Below are 16,139 nucleotides of genomic sequence, written 5' to 3' on the forward strand. Positions count from 1 at the left end.
CGCCGCCGCGACCCACCCTCATTCGGAAGGACCCCAGTGGTGAACGACTTCAAGAGCCTTGTCGACCAGTACCTCGAGCTGTGGAACGAGCCGGACGCCGACGTACGGTCGAAGGGGATCGCCGACCTCTTCGTGGCGGAGGCCACGTACACCGATCCGCTCGCCGACGTCGGGGGACACGGCGGCATCGGAGCGGTGATCAGCGGAGCCCGCGAGATGTTTCCCGGTCTGGTCTTCGAGCCGACCGGGTTACTCGACGGCCACCACGACATCGTCCGGTTCGGCTGGCAACTCGTACCGTCCGGTGGCGGGGAGCCCGTCGTCGTCGGTTTCGACGTCGCCGGGATCACCGAGGACGGCCGGATCCGGGCGGTCTACGGCTTCCTGGACAAGGTCCCCGGCTGACCCCGATGTCCGGTGCGCGACGCGGGCCCGACCAGCAGCGAGGTCGGGTCCGCCGTGGAATCGGTTCAGGCGGTGGGCGTCGGGTCCGCCGGCGGGCGCCGGTCCGGCACGAGAGCCTGGGCCGCGTTCGCCACGAACAGCAGCGCCGACGGCAGGAACGCGACGCCGAGGCCGCCCAGTGCCAGCAGCAGACCCCAACCGCCGATCACGGCTCCGGCGAGGAGGTCGACCAGTCCGGTCCGCCCGGCGAATCGCTGGGCCAGCAGCGGCAGGGCGGCGCCGACCACCGGCACGCCGAGCAGGAAGAACGCTGCCGACCCGGCGTCGTCGACGGTCAGCGGCGTGAGGGCGGCGGCGACCAGCGCGGTGATCACCAGCCCGGCCCAGCGGACGCTTCGTCGCCCGTCGACGGGTTTCCGGATCACCACCAGTACGCCGACCGCCAGTACGGCGACCAGGGCACCCAGCGTGGCGACGAGGATCATCCTCATGGCCCCTCCGGTCTGTCGGGGACGTTGCGTCCGCTACGGGGCTGACCTGCCGGTCCACCGACACCCGGCCACGTCGACCCACGACCACCTGCCCGGACAGATTACCGTCGATCGGAGATCTTTCACTCTCCGTCGTCCCGCCCGTCCGGTTGGCGCGGGAGAATTCCGAGATGCTCCTTACCCGGTTGATCGCCGAGGGCGTGGCGGCGGGCACCGTCAGCCTGATCTTCCGGCGCTGGGCCAGACCCGACGTACGGGCCGGCGACACCCTGGTCACCAGCGCCGGTGTCGTCGCTGTCGAGTCGATCGTCGCCATCGACCCGGCCACGATCACGGATGCCGACGCCCGTCGCGCCGGCTCGACGTCCGCCGCGGTGTTGCTCGCTGCCCTCGGTGGCAGCCCCGACGGGAGCACGTACCGGATCGAGGTTCGGTACGTCGGCCCCGATCCCCGGGTGGCGCTCAGTGCCGAGGATCAGTTGTCGCCCGAGCAGCGTGCCGAGGTGACGGCCCGGCTGGCCCGGCTCGACCAGCACAGCACCCACGGCCCGTGGACCCACGCCCTGCTCCGGCTGGTCGCGGCGAACCCCGGCCGACGGGCGGTCGAACTTGCCGAGCAGGTCGGCCGCGACCGGGACGCGGTGAAACGTGACATCCGCAAGTTGAAGAACCTGGGTCTCACCCACAGCCTCGACGTCGGGTACCGAATCTCACCGCGCGGCTCCGCGTACCTCGCCGGTCTGCCCGAGGGGAACCAGGGCGAACCGGCCGGCGGGGGCGGTCCGTCGGTCATCGACTGAGCGGGCAAGATGGGCGTATGACGCTCTCGCTGCCCATCGCTGCCGAAGCCAACGAGTTGCTCCGGCGCGACCCGCTGGCGTTGCTGACGGGCATGGTCCTTGACCAGCAGGTCAGCATGGAGAAGGCCTTCGCCGGCCCGTACGAGCTGGTGAAGCGGCTCGGACACGAGCCGGACGCCGCCGAGTTGGCCGACTACGACCCGGAGGCGCTGACGGCGATCTTCGCCGAGCGCCCCGCCCTGCACCGGTTCCCGAAGGCCATGGCGGCCCGGGTGCAGGAGGTCTGCCGCGCCCTCGTCGAGCGGTACGACGGCGACCCGAGCCGGCTGTGGTCCGAGGCCGAGGACGGCCGGGAACTGCTGAAGCGGATCACCGAGTTGCCGGGGTTCGGCAAGCAGAAGGGGCAGATCTTCGTCGCCCTGCTCGGCAAGCGGTTCGGCGTCCAGCCGCCCGGCTGGCGCGAGGCGGCGGGCGACTACGGCATCGACGGCGTGCACCACTCGGTCGCGGACGTCGTCGACGACACCTCGTTGGCCAAGGTGCGGGAGCACAAGCAGCAGATGAAGGCCGCGGCCAAGGCCGGCGCGGCCGGCTGACCCGGGCGATCAGGTCCGGCCCGGTGGCGAGCACTTCCGGGGGTCGGTCGACCGGTTGACCCCGGCCTCGGGGCTCGAATCGGGGCCGGAGGCAGCGCCCCGGGCCGGCACTGGCTCGTTTGAGGGTTGAGATCGTCGACACTCAGGGGGCGCTGTGGTCGTTCCGGCGGCGCCCGCTGGCGTACGCCCGGCCGAGGTGTCGACCGGACGTTCCGGGTCGGCGACGGATGGGTGAGACGCATTCGGGCCTGATCCTGCGCGGCGAGGCCAGTTCGCAGCGGGCGACGTTCCTGGAACTCTTCCTGGACCTGGTCTTCGTCTTCGCGCTCACCCGGGTCTCCCAACGGCTGATCACCGATTTCACCACCGAGCAGCGGATCCTGCTCTCCGAGGCCGGGCAGACCCTGTTGCTCTTCCTGGCGCTCTGGCTGCTCTGGGCGACGACGGCCTGGATCACCAGCACGCTGGAGCCCGACGCGTTGGCCGTACAGGTCGTCGTGGTGGTGACCGTGGTCGGCAGCATGGTGATGGCGGTCGCGCTGCCGCAAGGGTTCGGCGAGCGCGGTCTCGTCTTCGCCGGCGCGTACGTCTCGGTCCAGATCGGCCGCATTCTCATCTTCCTGCTTGCGACGCACGGCCGGGCGGATCCGACAGATCCGGCCGCCCCGCTCCGGGTGCTGTTCTGGAGCGGGCTGACCGCCGTGCCGTGGATCATCGGCGGGTTGCTCGGCGAGGGTGCGGCCCGGGGCGTGCTCTGGAGCCTCGCCGTGACGGTGGACTACATCGCCCTGACGCTGGGCTGGCCGGCGCCCCGACTGGGCCGGACCCGGTTCAGCGGCCAGACGCTCGCCGAAGAGCACCTGGCCGAGCGCTACCAGCAGTTCCTGTTGATCGCGCTCGGTGAATCGATCTTCGTCATCGGGGTCACCTTCAGCGGTGGCGGCGGCGCCTTCACCCCCGCCCGGACCGGCGCGTTCGGGCTGGCGCTGCTGACAACGGTGCTGTTCTGGCGGATCTACTTCTACCGGGCCGGACAGGTGCTGCCGCTGGCCATCACCCGGGCCCGGGACCCGGCCCGGCTCGGCCAGTCCGTCGCCTACACCCACCTGACCATGATCGCCGGCATCGTGCTGACCGGGGTCGGCTACGAACTGTCCATCGCCCATCCGCTCGGGCACAACCCGCCGGCCTGGCTCTTTGCCGTTCTCGGTGGGCCCGCGCTGTTCCTGGTCGGGCGGGCCGGCTTCGAGTACCAGGTGTTCGGCCGGGTGTCCCGGTCCCGGGTGGCCGGCCTGATCCTGCTGGGCGCGGTGGTGCCGGCAATGCTGAACATGTCACCACTGACCATCGCCGGCACCGCGGCCGGGATACTGCTCGGGGTCGCGCTCCTGGATTTTCGCCGCTCGCACGGCCGGGCACCGGAGCAGCCCGCGCCGCCGATCTGAGCCGCCGTGGAGTTCGGAAGGCGGCTCAGGCGGCGGTCGGCTGGGCGAGCGAGGCCAGCGCCCGGCGTACGTCGGCCAGCGACACGGTCGCCGAGTCGTCCAGGTCGGCGAGCCCCGCCTCGATCCACTGCCGCATCAGCGTGGTGACCCCGATTCCCCGGGCGTCGGCGGCCGCGCGGACCCGTTCGTAGGTGTCCAACGGCAGTCGTACGGACCGACTGACCATCGGCACGTCGGTGTCCGGGGTGGGCAGCTCGACCGGCTGCGCATCGTCGATCAGGTCCGCCAGCTGGTCGTCACCGGAGTGGAACTGCTTCGTCGCGTCGTGTCGGTTCATCGTCACCGCCTCCTCCTCGTCTCCGTGGTCGATTCCGTGACCGATCTCCGTGTCCTGGTGCGCGTGGTCGGCCCACCCCGGGGCGGGCTCATCGCCGTCGCCCCTGGACCGCCTCCTCGTAACGCTTGGACTCGACGTCCGTCAGGTCACGCGCGGAGAGGATGTCCCAGTCGTTGTCAACTTGATCGGCCTCGGCGAGCAGGATGGCCAGCCGACGCCCGCGTCGTGCGGTCGCGTACACGATCATCACGTCGTCGCCGAGGTGTCGGATGACCCGTCGTGCGCTGTGCAGCGCCTCCCACACCTCGCCGGGAGTGACGTCGTGGACCCTCAGGTTGCCCAGTGCCTCGTCGGTGAAGCTGAACCTGCTGCCCACGCGGGGAGCGTACCACGCACGTAACACGACGGGCAGTGGATAGCTGGTCGGCCGGCCTCCGGACGAAGGTGCGAGGATGGGAGCGGCGTCCCGGGACGGGAGAGTCCCGGCGACGATGGGCCAGATCCCTCTGGAGGGCCGTGGTGAAGCGTCAGGTGTACCAGCCGATCCTGATCACCGACGCCTCACGAAGCCAGGACGACCAGCTACGCAGCCGCCAACGGCGCTACATCGTGATGATGTCCATCCGGGCGCTCTGCGTCGTCCTCGGTGCCATCCTGGTCGGCGCCAAGGCACCACTGCTCTGGCTCTGGTTGCCGCTCTGCGCGGTCGGCATGGTCCTGATCCCGTGGTTGGCCGTACTGCTCGCCAACGACCGGCCGCCCAAGGACAAGCATCGGATCGGCGCCCGGATGCGCCGCTCACACATCGACGAGACCCCGCCGCGCGCTCTCGCCGCCGAGGAGCGGCCGCACCGGGTCATCGACGTCGAGCCCTGATCCGGGCCGAGCCGGCAGGAGAAGCCGCAGACCGGGCGGACGTCCGGTGGGCGCGGCACGCAACCGTCAGGAGGACCAGCAGTGGGTGACTGGGGCAGCGGGAACTTCGACAGCGACACCGCCGCGGACCACCTGTCGATGATCACCGACCGGTTGCTGACCGAGGTCGCCGAGGCGATGGCGGGCGACCCCGTACGGATCGAGCCGGACGAGTACTGGGGTGTCGCGGTGCCGTGCAACCTCGAACTGCTCTGCCGGTTCGCCGAACTGGGCTACGTCGGCGTGCAACTGCCGAACCCCGACCTCGCCGCCGAGTGGAAGCGGCGCTACCTGGCGGTCTGGGAAGAGAACATCGGCGAGTTCGAGTCGGCGGACTACCAGGAGCGGCGGCGGGCCGTACTGGAGGAGACGTTCGACCGGCTGATCGAGGCGTCCCGGCGCGAGACCGTGCACGCCCTCTGACCGGTCGTCGCGCCGGCTGACCGATCGCCTCCGGCCGCTACCGATCGTCATCCGGGCCTGTTCGCGCCGGTCCGGGCGCCGATCGGCCGATCGTCATCCGAGCCTGTTCGCCACCGGCCGGGCGCCGAGGGTGGAGACCGCCGCCGCACCGAGTTCCGCCGCCCGGCCCAGCGACTCGGCCGGCCCCGCTCCGGTCACCCAGGCCGCCAGCAGGCCGGCCGCGAACGCGTCCCCCGCGCCGGTCACGTCCCGGACCGGCACCCGGCGGGCCGCCGCGTCGACCATCCCGCCGTCCCGCTCGGCCCAGACCGAGCCGTCGGCGCCGTTCTTCACCACCGCGTGCCGGGTCACCCCGGCCAGCGTGCGGGCCTGGTCGGCCGGGGATCCCGGACCGGCCAGCACCGTCGCCTCGTCCGCGTTGGCGAGCAGCAGGTCGACATCCCGTACCCAGGCCAGGAACGCCGCCGGGCCGACCCGGCGCAGCGGCTCGGCGGAGGCCGCGTCGACGCTGGTGGTCAGCCCGCGTTCGCGCGCGACGGCCAACGCCCGCCGGCCCGCCTCCCGCGACCCGGCGTCCAACAGGGTGTACGCGGACAGGTGCAGATGGGCCGCGTCGGGTGCTTCCGCCAGCGCGGCCGCGACGTCGTCCGGAGCCAGTCGGAGGTTCGCGCCCCGCTCGGTGATCATGGTCCGTTCGCCGTCGCCGGCGAGCACTATCACCGTGCCGGTCGGGTCGTCCGGGTACCGGCGTACCGCGCACCGCACCCCCAGCCCGGTCAGCTCGGCGAGCCGGGACCGGCCGGCGTCGTCGGCGCCGACCGCCCCGACCAGGGTCACCGGATGTCCCCGCCAGGCCAGCCAGGCGGCGGTGTTGGCAGCCTGCCCGCCCCCGGTGACCCGGATCCCGGCCGGGGTGTCCGAGCCGGCCGCGAGCGGGCCGGAGAGCATCGCGACGACGTCGGTGACGATGTCGCCGACCACGACGATCCGGGCTGACGCCGAGGTCATCCCCGCTCGGCAGCGGCAGCGGCAGCGGCTGCACCGGCAGCGGCGGCGACGGCGATCTGAGCCGCCAACGCCGCGTTCCGCAGGATGATCCGGACGTTCACCGCCAGGCTCGCGCCCTCGGTGGCGGAGTGGAAGTGGGCCAGCAGGAACGGGGTGACCGCCTTGCCGGTGATCCCGTCGGCCGCCAGCCGGGCCAGCCCGTCGGCCAGGGTCCGGTCGTGCAACTCCGGATCGAGCTGCTCGTCCACCGGCAGCGGGTTGGCCACGATCACGGCGCTCGGCTGGACCCGGTGCGCGGCCCGGGCCGCCAGTACGGCGGCGGCCTGCTCCGGTGACTCGACCGACCAGTCGAGGTCGAAGCCACCGTCGGTGATGAAGAAGCCCGGGAACCGGCGGCTGCGGTAGCCCACCACCGCCACGCCCAGGGTCTCCAGCCGTTCCAGGGTCGCGCCGACATCCAGGATCGACTTCACGCCGGCACAGACCACCGTGATCGGCGTCCGGGCCAGGGTGATCAGGTCGGCGGACTCGTCGAAGGTCTGCGCCGCCTCCCGGTGCACCCCGCCGAGCCCACCGGTGGCGAACACGCCGATTCCCGCCACCGCGGCGACCGCGCTGGTGGCGGCGACCGTCGTCGCGCCGTCGGCGCCGCTCGCGGCAGCCACCGCCAGGTCGCGTACGGAGAGCTTGGCCACCCCGTCGGTACTGGCCAAACGGGTCAACTGAGCGTCGTCGAGACCCACCACCAGTTCGCCTTCGACCATGCCGATGGTCGCCGGCACCGCCCCGTTCGCCCGTACCGTGGCTTCGATCTCCCGGGCCACCCGCAGGTTGTCGGGGCGGGGCAGCCCGTGCGAGACGATCGTGCTCTCACAGGCGACAACGGGAAGTCCGGCGCGCAGGGCCTCGGCCACCTCGGCGCCGTACCGGATCTGAAAATCGGTCACGGCTGACCACCGTACGGGTCCCGCCGACGGGGTGTTCCGGTGGACCGTTCGGCAGTGACCTGCCAAACTTGAGCGTTGGCGGGGTCACTTAGGGAGGAATCACTGCCGTGAGCACAGAGGTTCTCGAGCGTCCGGAGCTGAAGGACGCGGACACCGGGCCGGAAATGTTCCACTACGTCCGGAAAGAAAGGATCGCCGAGAGTGCGGTCATGGGGACCTTCGTGATCGCACTGTGCGGCGAGACGTTTCCGGTCACCAAGGCGGCCAAGCCGGGTTCGCCGGTCTGTCCCCGCTGCAAGGAGATCTACGACTCCATGCGTGACTGAGCCGGTGCGGCGGGTCCCGCCGGCCGCGTAACACTGTGGTGACCGCCAGTGCCGCCCTGCTCCTCGCCGACCTGACCGGTGTCGCCATCTTCGCGGCCTCCGGTGCGTCCGCCGCGGTGGCGAAGCGGCTCGATTTGTTCGGGGTCGTCTTCGTCGGGTTCGTCGCCGCGCTCGGTGGCGGGATCTTCCGTGATCTGGTGATCGACGAGGCGCCGCCACTGGCCTTCGCCGACTGGCGGTACGCCGTGACCGCCGCGGTCACCGCTGCGGCGGTCTTCTGGCTGCATCCCCAGCTCGCCCGACTGCGTACCACCGTGCTGGTCCTCGACGCGGCCGGGCTCGCCCTGTTCACCGTCACCGGTACGCTCACCGCGCTGCACGCCGGCATGCCGCCGGTCGGTGCCTGCGTGATCGGCATGCTCACCGGGATCGGCGGCGGGCTCGGCCGGGACCTGCTCACCGGGGAGATCCCGGTGGTGCTGCGGCGGGAGATCTACGCGGTGGCGGCGCTGGTCGGGGCGGTCGCGGTGGTCGCCCTGGACCGGGCCGGCCTGGCCGGTCCCGGGCCGCTGACCGTCGCCGCGCTGTTCGTCTTCGTGGTCCGGCTGGTGGCCCTGCGCCGCCGCTGGTCCGCGCCGGTCGCCGCCGAGCGGTCGGCGCGCGAACCCCTGCCCGACCGGTCGGGCCCGGACGAGCCGTGACGGGTGTGGCGCTGGTGTCGGCTGGGTCCACCGGGGCCGGCTGGTTATGCTGACATGGCCTTCGCGCCAGCTCGACTCGATCCGGCCGCGAAGGCGTTTTTGTGTGGTCGGATACGTGCCGTCGGAGGGGAGTGTGCTGCGTGGGAGCCCGGCTGCCGGCCATCGAATCGTTCCCCTCGCTGCGGGCCTGGCAGCGTAAGGCGCTGGTCGAATACCTGCGACGCCGGTCCGACGACTTCCTGGCGGTCGCGACTCCCGGGGCCGGCAAGACGACGTTCGCGCTGCGGATCGCCGCCGAACTGCTCGCCGACGGCACCGTCGAGGCGGTCACCGTCGTCGCTCCGACCGAGCACCTGAAGACCCAGTGGTCCGTTGCCGCGGCCCGGGTCGGCATCCAGCTCGACGCCGCGTTCCGGAACGCCGACGTGCACTCGTCGAGCGACTTCCACGGTGCGGTGGTCACCTACGCCCAGGTCGGCATCGCACCACAGGTACACCGGCGCCGGACGATGACCCGACGCACCCTGGTGATCCTGGACGAGATCCACCACGCCGGGGACTCCCGGTCCTGGGGTGACGGGGTCAAGGCGGCCTTCGAGCCCGCCGTACGCCGCCTGATGCTGACCGGTACGCCGTTTCGGTCCGACGACAATCCGATCCCCTTCGTGAACTACGAGCGGGGCGGCGACGGCCTCCAACGGTCCCGCGCCGACTCCGTGTACGGCTACTCCGACGCCCTGAACGAGGGCGTGGTCCGCCCGGTGATCTTCCTGGCGTACTCGGGGGAGACCCGGTGGCGGACCAGTGCCGGCGACGAACTGGCCGCCCGGCTGGGCGAGCCGATGACCCAGGACCTGATCGCCCAGGCCTGGCGTACCGCCCTCGATCCGGCCGGCGACTGGATGCCGCAGGTGCTGCGGGCCGCCGACGCGCGGTTGGGCGTGCTCCGGGCGGGCGGGGTGTCCGACGCCGCGGGTCTGGTGATCGCCACCGACCAACAGACCGCCCGGGCGTACGCCCGGCTGATCGAGCGGCTGACCGGCGAGCGGGCGGTGGTGGTGCTCTCCGACGACCAGGGCTCCTCGGCCCGGATCGCGGCATTCGCCGAATCGGACCAGCGCTGGATGGTCGCGGTGCGGATGGTCTCCGAGGGCGTCGACATCCCCCGGCTGGCGGTCGGCGTCTACGCGACCAGTGCCTCCACCCCGCTGTTCTTCGCCCAGGCGATCGGCCGGTTCGTCCGGGCCCGCCGGCCCGGGGAGACCGCCTCGGTCTTCCTGCCCAGCGTGCCGCACCTGCTCGGGCTGGCCAGCGAGATGGAGGCCGAGCGGGACCACGTGCTCGGCGCGCCGAAGCGGGGCGACGGGCTGGACGACGAGTTGCTGGAGCGCGCCCAGCGTTCCGAGCAGGCGAGCGGGGAGTTGGAGAAGCGGTTCGAGGCGCTGTCCGCGACCGCCGAGCTGGACCAGGTGATCTTCGACGGCGCCTCCTTCGGCACCGCCGCCCAGGCCGGTACGCCGGAAGAGGAGGAGTACCTCGGCCTGCCGGGACTGCTCACCGCGGACCAGGTCTCGGTGCTGCTCAACAAGCGTCAGGCGGACCAGTTGGCCGCACAGCGGCGTCGGCAGGCCGGTGAACCGGCGCCGGCGCCCCGGACCGCCAGCGCGCCGCTGAGCGCGGCGGAACGGCGGGTCTCGTTGCGCCGCCAGCTCAACGCGTTGGTGGCGGCGCACCATCACCGTACGGGGCTGCCGCACGGCAAGATCCATGCGGAGCTGCGTCGCCGGTGCGGTGGGCCGCCCAGTGCACAGGCGACCATCGAGCAGCTCGAGGAGCGGATCGCCACCGTACAGACACTGTGATCCGGCGGCCCGTTGCTGGCCGAACGGCACCACGGACGGGCTTACGGAACGGCGCGACCGTACGGCGCACGGCGGGACGACCGGGATGGCCGGGATGGCCGGGGCCGAAGGCGCACCCCTGCCGGTGGAGCCCGCACGGGGCCCACCCGACGCACCCGCTCCGGTACGCCGATCCGGAATAGAGGACCGGAGGTGCCCTTTCGGAACACCTCCGGCCAGCTATGTCCTGTCTTGGTCAGTTCGCCATCAAATCGGCGCCACGCCAACTAAATTCCGGGTCAGCCGCGTACCGCACCGTGATCTTCACCAGATCCTCGGCGTACTTGTTCGCGTGATGTCCACAGAACACCAGTTCGCTCCCACCCGCGAGGGTGATCCGGAGCTTGCCGGCTGCGTTACAGCGGTCGCACCGTTCATCGGCGGCTGGGGGAGCCACCGTCTCGGGCGGCGGCGTGAGGGTCGGGGTCATCGCCTGTCCTCCTGCGGTCGTCACCGATGAACTCTCTCTTCGGTCATTGCTCACCTATCGTGCAACACCCTTGTGGGGTGTGGCCTTCCCAGTGTGCCCCCGGGGGACCGATGTCACACGTGGTAGAGACAGTGTGCCGTGCCACCAGGGTGCCACGTCAACGATCACTCGTGGGGAACCGACCGATCACCATGCACCGTTGTACGTCTGGTGATCAGACCGACACGTCCGGTTGACTTTTGTGATCAGTCAAGATAATCCCGGAGGACCTGCGAACGGGACGGATGGCGCAACTTCGACATCGTCTTGGACTCGATCTGGCGGATCCGCTCACGGGTGACGCCGTACACCTGACCGATCTCGTCCAGGGTCCGTGGCTGCCCGTCGGTCAGCCCGAAGCGCAGTCGCACCACGCCGGCCTCCCGCTCGGAAAGCGTCTGGAGCACCTGCTGGAGCTGGTCCTGCAGCAGCGAGAAGGAGACCGCGTCGACCGCGACGACCGCCTCGGAGTCCTCGATGAAGTCGCCGAGCTGGCTGTCGCCCTCGTCGCCGATGGTCTGGTCGAGCGAGATCGGCTCCCGGGCGTACTGCTGGATCTCCAGTACCTTCTCGGGTGTGATGTCCATCTCCTTCGCCAGCTCCTCGGGCGTGGGCTCGCGGCCCAGGTCCTGAAGCAGCTCGCGCTGGATTCGGCCAAGTTTGTTGATCACCTCGACCATGTGCACCGGGATGCGGATGGTGCGGGCCTGGTCGGCCATGGCGCGGGTGATGGCCTGGCGGATCCACCAGGTGGCGTAGGTGGAGAACTTGTAGCCCTTGGTGTAGTCGAACTTCTCGACCGCGCGGATCAGGCCGAGGTTGCCCTCCTGGATCAGGTCCAGGAACGCCATGCCCCGCCCGGTGTACCGCTTGGCCAGCGACACCACCAGTCGCAGGTTCGCCTCCAGCAGGTGGTTCTTGGCCCGCTCGCCGTCCCGGGAGATCCACATCAGGTCGCGCTGCATGTCCCGGACGAGCTTCTCTTCGCCCTCCTCGGCGGCGCGCAGCCGCTCGGCGGCGTAGAGCCCGGCCTCGATCCGCTTGGCCAGCTCGACCTCCTGCTCGGCGTTGAGCAGCGGAACCTTGCCGATCTGCTTGAGGTACGCCCGGACCGAGTCCGCCGAGGCGGTCAGCTCGGCGTCCCGACGCGCCTGCTTGAGCGCCTCGGACTCCTCGTCGTCCCACTCGAAGTCGTTGTCGGTCGCCGCTTCGGCCGCGTCGGCCTCGGCCGCCTTGGTCAGCTCGACCGGCTCCTCGACCACCACGTCCTCGATCTCGGCGGCAAGCGCCTCCGGATCGATGTCCGCGTCACCGGGCGCGTCCGGGTCGCCGGGTTTGCCGGTGCCCTTGGCGCCTCTGGCCGGTCCTGCCGTCGTGCCGGGCTTCGTCGTACGTCCGGCCTTCGCGGGGCCCTTGGCGGCCGTCTCAGTGCCCTTTGCGGCCACCTTGGCGCCGGGGGCCGACGCGGAGCCGTCGGGGGCGAGCGTGGGTTTGCGGGGCGTGGCCTTCCGCGGTCCGCCGGCCTCTTCGGCGGCGGGCGCCTGTTTGGGCGCGGGCGGGGCCGACTTCTTGGTCGCCTTGGCGGTGGTGGCCCGGGAAGCGGGGGTGGCGGACCGGGCGGCGGCGACCCGGCGACGGGTGCTGGCGGAGCCGTCGACCACAACGGTCACCCCGGCGTCCGAGAGCGCACGCAGGATCTTCTTGGCCTGGGCCGGAGTCACCTCAGCAGTCTCGACAGTGCGCGCCAACTCGGCCGACGTGAGCTGGCCGCCGGCGTTCTGCGCGTGGGCGATCAGGGTGTCGGTGAGCGAGCGTACGTCGGCGCCGATGTGGCGGGGTTCTGTCACGAATGACCTTCCGGAGGCGATGAGCGGGCACGGCCGGGGTCGGCCGGCGCAGCGCGATGCGTCGTGCCGGGCCGATGTGGTTGAGGAACCCCCGTGTCCCGGGCCGGCCGGTGCTCGGCGGTCCGTGGCGCGTGGGCAGGGGTGAATTGTAACGCCGTCTGCGGCGATCATCCCGCGCCGCACGCCGGAGACGCGGTCCGGGGCTACCGACTCGATGCGCGTGTGGACTTTGTAAGGATGATACTCGCGCCGGGCACGGGACGTCACAGGCGTGCGGAAGGGGACGTCATGGACGGCACGAGACCGGCCGGGGACGAATTACTGAAGATCGCTGTCGAGGTCGCGCGGCAGGCGGCCGAGACCGCCCGCCGGATGCGTGCGGACGGGGTGTCCGGGGTTACCACCAAGAGCACGGCGACCGACGTGGTCACCGCGGCCGACCGCGCGGTGGAACGCGAGGCGGTCGCGACCCTGCGGGCGGCCCGGCCCGGGGACGCCGTCCTGGGGGAGGAGTACGGCGGTGCCGACGGCACCGGGCCGACCGGCGGTGCCGGCGTGCGGTGGATCCTGGATCCGATCGACGGCACCGTGAACTACCTGTACGGACTGCCGCACTACGCCGTCTCGCTGGCGGCCGAGGTCGACGGAGAAGTGGTTGCCGGGGTGGTCCGCAACGCGGTCACCGGCGACGAGTGGACCGCCATCCGGGGCGGCGGTGCCTACCGGGCCGGTCAGCGGTTGCGGTCCTCGACCGAGACGGACCTCGGCAAGGCGCTGGTGGCCACCGGTTTCGGCTACGACCCGGCGCGCCGGGCCCACCAGGCCGGCGTGCTGGCCGAGCTGATTCCGCACATCCGGGACATCCGCCGGTTCGGTGTCGCGTCGATAGACCTGTGCCTGGCCGCCGAGGGATCGGTCGACGCGTACTACGAGAAGGGCCTCAACCTCTGGGACCACGCGGCCGGTGGGTTGATCGCCACCGAGTCCGGGCTCCTGGTCGACGGGCTGGCCGGGGCCGGTCCCGGGCCGGATCTGGTGATCGCCGCGCCGCCGGCGTTGTTCGGCCCGCTGCACGACCACCTGGACCGGCTCGACGCCGCCGGCGGCCCGTAGACCCGGCCAAGCGTTCCGGGGCCGGCGAGGTTCCGGCCGTCGGGCCGGCGGAGCCATCGGCTACCGCCCGCCGACCCGACCACGCCGGCTCAGGTCAGGCTCGGGTCGGCGCAGGTCTGGGCCGGCAACTGCGGCCCACCGCCGCCCTGGGCCAGCGCCTGGCTCACCTCGGTCTGGGTGGCCAGCTGCTTGAACTCGTCGCCGATCACCACGTCCACCACGTCGGTGTCGCGCTTCAGGTCGAACTCCGGCGTCGCCTCGTTGAGGAAGTACGCCTTCAGCACGTGGTAGGAGCCGACGCCCTTCGGCCCGTACCGCAGCACGGCGACGCGGTCGACGCCCTTGTTCTTCGGCTCGTTGCCCGCCTTGAGGACCTTGAACTTCCGGTTCTGGAAGTCGTCCTTCACCTCGTTGGCCTGGTTAGGAGTCGAGGTCGCGTTGAAGACGTTGATCTTGATGTCCTCCGGCAGTCGCAGCCGCGCGTCGGCCAACTTGTAGCCGTCCGGGCACGCCTCGGCGGTGTCCTGGCCCGCCTGCGTGTCCCGGACCAGGGTGACGGCGACGAAGACCAGGGCGATCCCCGCGAGCACGCCGACGACGATCAGGGCCCGGACGCGCGCGAAACTCATCTGGTTGGCTCCCCGAGGTTTGTCTGTGACAGATGCCGGCCGCCGCTGCGAGTCGGCCGCCGTTGGCTACCGAGTATGCCGGTGACACCAGCCGTTGTCCGACCGGGTGTGGAAACCGCCGAATTTGTCGGCGCGCCGACGACGATCGGCCGACCCTTACCCCTATCTTCGTGTCGCCTGAGTCACATTGGGAACAACTCCGCGCGCTCGGACGTACATGCATGCCGCAGGGACGGTATACATGCCTCGCCCGAAGGGGGGTAAGGTACCCCGCTCGCCGGGGCAGTTCCGCCCGGCGGCCGCGACCCGGAACGTGCGCCGGGTCGGGCGACCGGAAGTAAGGCCGGCCAGCGGGAACCGAAACAGCGTCCTCCGGCGTTACAACCGGAAGCGACTATATCGATATGGGAGAGTGAGACCGATGGCCACCGACTACGACGCCCCGCGTCGCGACGAGGTCGACCTCGGCGAGGACAGCCTGGAAGAGCTCAAGGCTCGGCGGGTCGACTCACAGTCGGCCGCAGTGGACGTCGACGAGGCCGAGGTCGCCGAGAGCTTCGAGTTGCCCGGTGCCGACCTGGCCGACGAGGAACTCACCGTGAAGGTGCTGCCGATGCAGTCGGACGAGTTCCGCTGCGCGCGCTGCTTCCTCGTACACCACCGCAGCCAGCTCGCGGTGGAGCGCAACGGTGACCTGATCTGCCGCGAGTGCGCCTGAGCTTCCCGGAGCCGGGAAGTGGTTCCCCGGCCAGGGGATCCGGCCTGTCGTCGACGGGTTCGGATTGTCCGGGTCCGGGGAGCGGCGACCTCCACGGCTGGAGGTCGCCGCGGGTGATTCGGCATGCGCGTTGGTGGGTACCTGCTTGACTCGAATCCACGTGGCTCGACGCCTAACCGACCGCCACGCGCATGGAGGTCATGATGAGCCGTTCCGACCAGGCGCCGGATACTTCGTCGCCGGCATCCGCCGAGACCGGTGGGGCAGCGGCCCCGCAGCCGGGATCGGAACTGGTCCCTCGGGACGAGGAACTCGGCGCGACGGTCGCCGCGCTGACCGACGACGACCTCGGCCGGGGCGGCCGACGGCGGCTGCTGAGCCGGCTCGTCGGTCAGGTGCGGGCCCGTGGGACCAGCAGCCTGTTCAAACCGAAGGCGGCGGTCCGCTGGCTGACCGACACGGTGGCGGAGATCGCGCCGCACGTGCCGATCCGTGACCGGGAGACCCTGCGCCGGCACTTCGACGGGCTGGACGACGACGCGCTCGCCGAGCGGCTGGTCCGCAACGCGGTCCGGGCCACGGCCGGGGTGGGCGCCGCCGGTGGCGGCGTGGCGGCGGTGGAGTGGGTCGTCACCCCGACCCTGCTCTCGGCGCCGGTGCTGCTGGCCGCCGAGACCGTCGCCGTGGTGGCGATCGAGCTGAAGCTGATCGGCGAGCTGCACGAGGTGTACGGCGTTCGGATGCCGGGCACTGCCGGCCAGCGGGCGGTGGTGCTGGTCCGGTCCTGGGCCGCCCAGCGTGGGGTGAACCCGCTCCTGCCCGGGGTGGGTGTGGGCGCGGTGCTCGGCACGGCGGCCCGCAAGGAGCTGCGGGACCGGCTGCTGAGGCGCTTCGGGCGCAACCTGACCACGCTCGGGCCGTTCCTCACCGGAGCTGCCGTGGCGGGCTTCCTCAACGGCCGGGCCACCCGTGGGCTCGGCAACCGGATCCGGGAGGACCTGCGGCCGGGCCGCCCCGCGATCGACGACTGAGCAGCCCGACGATCGCGGTCCGGGTCGGGCTCGGGCG

General features: G+C 71.5%; 20 protein-coding genes. 12 read left to right on the forward strand and 8 right to left on the reverse strand.

The annotated features are described in order from the left end of the window. Positions 1–39 precede the first annotated feature (39 nt). Positions 40–405, forward strand: coding sequence for a nuclear transport factor 2 family protein (locus tag H4W31_RS18385; RefSeq protein ID WP_192767787.1), 366 nt, complete (start codon positions 40–42; stop codon positions 403–405). 65 nt (positions 406–470) lie between these two features. On the opposite strand, the gene H4W31_RS18390 is transcribed toward H4W31_RS18385, so the two are convergent. Next, entirely contained in the window at positions 471–896 is a 426-nt protein-coding gene (locus H4W31_RS18390; protein ID WP_192767788.1) for a hypothetical protein, read from the reverse strand. Positions 897–1,066: 170 nt separating this feature from the next. Between H4W31_RS18390 and H4W31_RS18395 the strand changes: the two genes are divergently transcribed. The 3 genes from H4W31_RS18395 (at position 1,067) to H4W31_RS18405 (ending at position 3,737) form a co-directional block, all read left to right on the forward strand. After that, entirely contained in the window at positions 1,067–1,696 is a 630-nt protein-coding gene (locus tag H4W31_RS18395; protein ID WP_225945578.1) for a hypothetical protein, read from the forward strand. A 17-nt stretch (positions 1,697–1,713) separates the two neighbouring features. Further along, the gene (locus H4W31_RS18400; protein ID WP_192767789.1) at positions 1,714–2,292 is read left to right on the forward strand and encodes an HhH-GPD-type base excision DNA repair protein; all 579 of its coding nucleotides are present in this window, start codon (positions 1,714–1,716) and stop codon (positions 2,290–2,292) included. A gap of 227 nt (positions 2,293–2,519) precedes the next feature. Beyond that, entirely contained in the window at positions 2,520–3,737 is a 1,218-nt protein-coding gene (locus H4W31_RS18405) for a low temperature requirement protein A (protein WP_192767790.1), read from the forward strand. 25 nt (positions 3,738–3,762) lie between these two features. On the opposite strand, the gene H4W31_RS18410 is transcribed toward H4W31_RS18405, so the two are convergent. Next, positions 3,763–4,074, reverse strand: a complete 312-nt coding sequence (locus H4W31_RS18410) for a hypothetical protein (RefSeq protein WP_192772201.1) — start codon at positions 4,072–4,074, stop codon at positions 3,763–3,765. Between the two features lie 88 nt (positions 4,075–4,162). Continuing rightward, positions 4,163–4,450 carry a hypothetical protein gene (locus H4W31_RS18415; RefSeq protein ID WP_318783256.1) on the reverse strand — a complete coding sequence of 96 codons (288 nt, stop codon included), beginning with the start codon at positions 4,448–4,450 and terminating at the stop codon, positions 4,163–4,165. A 140-nt stretch (positions 4,451–4,590) separates the two neighbouring features. Here H4W31_RS18415 and H4W31_RS18420 point away from each other — a divergent pair, with 140 nt between their 5' ends. Both H4W31_RS18420 and H4W31_RS18425 read left to right on the forward strand, forming a co-directional pair. Continuing rightward, the gene (locus H4W31_RS18420; RefSeq protein WP_192767792.1) at positions 4,591–4,950 is read left to right on the forward strand and encodes a DUF3099 domain-containing protein; all 360 of its coding nucleotides are present in this window, start codon (positions 4,591–4,593) and stop codon (positions 4,948–4,950) included. An 81-nt stretch (positions 4,951–5,031) separates the two neighbouring features. Beyond that, positions 5,032–5,412 carry a DUF4259 domain-containing protein gene (locus H4W31_RS18425; RefSeq protein WP_192767793.1) on the forward strand — a complete coding sequence of 127 codons (381 nt, stop codon included), beginning with the start codon at positions 5,032–5,034 and terminating at the stop codon, positions 5,410–5,412. 93 nt (positions 5,413–5,505) lie between these two features. Here H4W31_RS18425 and H4W31_RS18430 read toward each other — a convergent pair whose 3' ends face one another. Further along, the gene (locus H4W31_RS18430; RefSeq protein ID WP_192767794.1) at positions 5,506–6,420 is read right to left on the reverse strand and encodes a carbohydrate kinase family protein; all 915 of its coding nucleotides are present in this window, start codon (positions 6,418–6,420) and stop codon (positions 5,506–5,508) included. After that, complete coding sequence (locus H4W31_RS18435; RefSeq protein WP_192767795.1) at positions 6,417–7,367, reverse strand: pseudouridine-5'-phosphate glycosidase; 951 nt, start codon at positions 7,365–7,367, stop codon at positions 6,417–6,419. Before H4W31_RS18435 ends, H4W31_RS18430 begins: the two co-directional genes overlap by 4 nt. Positions 7,368–7,474: 107 nt before the next feature. Between H4W31_RS18435 and H4W31_RS18440 the strand changes: the two genes are divergently transcribed. The 3 genes from H4W31_RS18440 to H4W31_RS18450 all read left to right on the forward strand — a co-directional run bounded on the left by H4W31_RS18440 (position 7,475) and on the right by H4W31_RS18450 (position 10,256). After that, positions 7,475–7,693 (forward strand): DUF3039 domain-containing protein, encoded by a 219-nt coding sequence (locus tag H4W31_RS18440; RefSeq protein ID WP_192767796.1) that lies wholly within the window; start codon positions 7,475–7,477, stop codon positions 7,691–7,693. A 38-nt stretch (positions 7,694–7,731) separates the two neighbouring features. Then, positions 7,732–8,394: a trimeric intracellular cation channel family protein gene (locus H4W31_RS18445; protein ID WP_192772202.1), complete on the forward strand. Its 663-nt coding sequence runs from the start codon at positions 7,732–7,734 to the stop codon at positions 8,392–8,394. A gap of 140 nt (positions 8,395–8,534) precedes the next feature. Then, complete coding sequence (locus H4W31_RS18450) at positions 8,535–10,256, forward strand: DEAD/DEAH box helicase (protein WP_192767797.1); 1,722 nt, start codon at positions 8,535–8,537, stop codon at positions 10,254–10,256. 235 nt (positions 10,257–10,491) lie between these two features. Here H4W31_RS18450 and H4W31_RS18455 read toward each other — a convergent pair whose 3' ends face one another. Both H4W31_RS18455 and H4W31_RS18460 read right to left on the reverse strand, forming a co-directional pair. Beyond that, positions 10,492–10,725, reverse strand: a complete 234-nt coding sequence (locus H4W31_RS18455; protein WP_184533193.1) for a DUF7455 domain-containing protein — start codon at positions 10,723–10,725, stop codon at positions 10,492–10,494. A gap of 245 nt (positions 10,726–10,970) precedes the next feature. Next, positions 10,971–12,611, reverse strand: coding sequence for an RNA polymerase sigma factor (locus tag H4W31_RS18460; protein ID WP_192767798.1), 1,641 nt, complete (start codon positions 12,609–12,611; stop codon positions 10,971–10,973). A gap of 288 nt (positions 12,612–12,899) precedes the next feature. On the opposite strand from H4W31_RS18460, the gene H4W31_RS18465 reads away from it, so the two are divergent. Next, a complete protein-coding gene (locus tag H4W31_RS18465) occupies positions 12,900–13,724 on the forward strand; it encodes an inositol monophosphatase family protein (RefSeq protein ID WP_192767799.1) in 825 nt (274 codons plus the stop codon). A gap of 89 nt (positions 13,725–13,813) precedes the next feature. On the opposite strand, the gene H4W31_RS18470 is transcribed toward H4W31_RS18465, so the two are convergent. After that, positions 13,814–14,353 (reverse strand): LytR C-terminal domain-containing protein, encoded by a 540-nt coding sequence (locus H4W31_RS18470; protein WP_192767800.1) that lies wholly within the window; start codon positions 14,351–14,353, stop codon positions 13,814–13,816. Positions 14,354–14,774: 421 nt separating this feature from the next. Between H4W31_RS18470 and H4W31_RS18475 the strand changes: the two genes are divergently transcribed. After that, positions 14,775–15,071 carry a DUF4193 domain-containing protein gene (locus H4W31_RS18475; RefSeq protein ID WP_101370510.1) on the forward strand — a complete coding sequence of 99 codons (297 nt, stop codon included), beginning with the start codon at positions 14,775–14,777 and terminating at the stop codon, positions 15,069–15,071. A gap of 200 nt (positions 15,072–15,271) precedes the next feature. Beyond that, the gene (locus H4W31_RS18480) at positions 15,272–16,102 is read left to right on the forward strand and encodes a hypothetical protein (protein WP_225945579.1); all 831 of its coding nucleotides are present in this window, start codon (positions 15,272–15,274) and stop codon (positions 16,100–16,102) included. Positions 16,103–16,139: the final 37 nt, after the last annotated feature.

The sequence above is a fragment of the Plantactinospora soyae genome (genome assembly GCF_014874095.1).
Classification (GTDB): Bacteria; Actinomycetota; Actinomycetes; order Mycobacteriales; family Micromonosporaceae; genus Plantactinospora; species Plantactinospora soyae.

Excerpts from the sequence above, each read along its gene's own strand:
- H4W31_RS18390 (WP_192767788.1), bottom strand. The coding sequence starts at position 896 with ATGAGGATGATCCTCGTCGCCACGCTGGGTGCCCTGGTCGCCGTACTG.
- H4W31_RS18395 (WP_225945578.1), top strand. The coding sequence starts at position 1,067 with ATGCTCCTTACCCGGTTGATCGCCGAGGGCGTGGCGGCGGGCACCGTC.
- H4W31_RS18400 (WP_192767789.1), top strand. The coding sequence starts at position 1,714 with ATGACGCTCTCGCTGCCCATCGCTGCCGAAGCCAACGAGTTGCTCCGG.
- H4W31_RS18405 (WP_192767790.1), top strand. The coding sequence starts at position 2,520 with ATGGGTGAGACGCATTCGGGCCTGATCCTGCGCGGCGAGGCCAGTTCG.
- H4W31_RS18410 (WP_192772201.1), bottom strand. The coding sequence starts at position 4,074 with ATGAACCGACACGACGCGACGAAGCAGTTCCACTCCGGTGACGACCAG.
- H4W31_RS18430 (WP_192767794.1), bottom strand. The coding sequence starts at position 6,420 with ATGACCTCGGCGTCAGCCCGGATCGTCGTGGTCGGCGACATCGTCACC.
- H4W31_RS18455 (WP_184533193.1), bottom strand. The coding sequence starts at position 10,725 with ATGACCCCGACCCTCACGCCGCCGCCCGAGACGGTGGCTCCCCCAGCC.
- H4W31_RS18465 (WP_192767799.1), top strand. The coding sequence starts at position 12,900 with ATGGACGGCACGAGACCGGCCGGGGACGAATTACTGAAGATCGCTGTC.
- H4W31_RS18470 (WP_192767800.1), bottom strand. The coding sequence starts at position 14,353 with ATGAGTTTCGCGCGCGTCCGGGCCCTGATCGTCGTCGGCGTGCTCGCG.
- H4W31_RS18475 (WP_101370510.1), top strand. The coding sequence starts at position 14,775 with ATGGCCACCGACTACGACGCCCCGCGTCGCGACGAGGTCGACCTCGGC.
- H4W31_RS18480 (WP_225945579.1), top strand. The coding sequence starts at position 15,272 with ATGATGAGCCGTTCCGACCAGGCGCCGGATACTTCGTCGCCGGCATCC.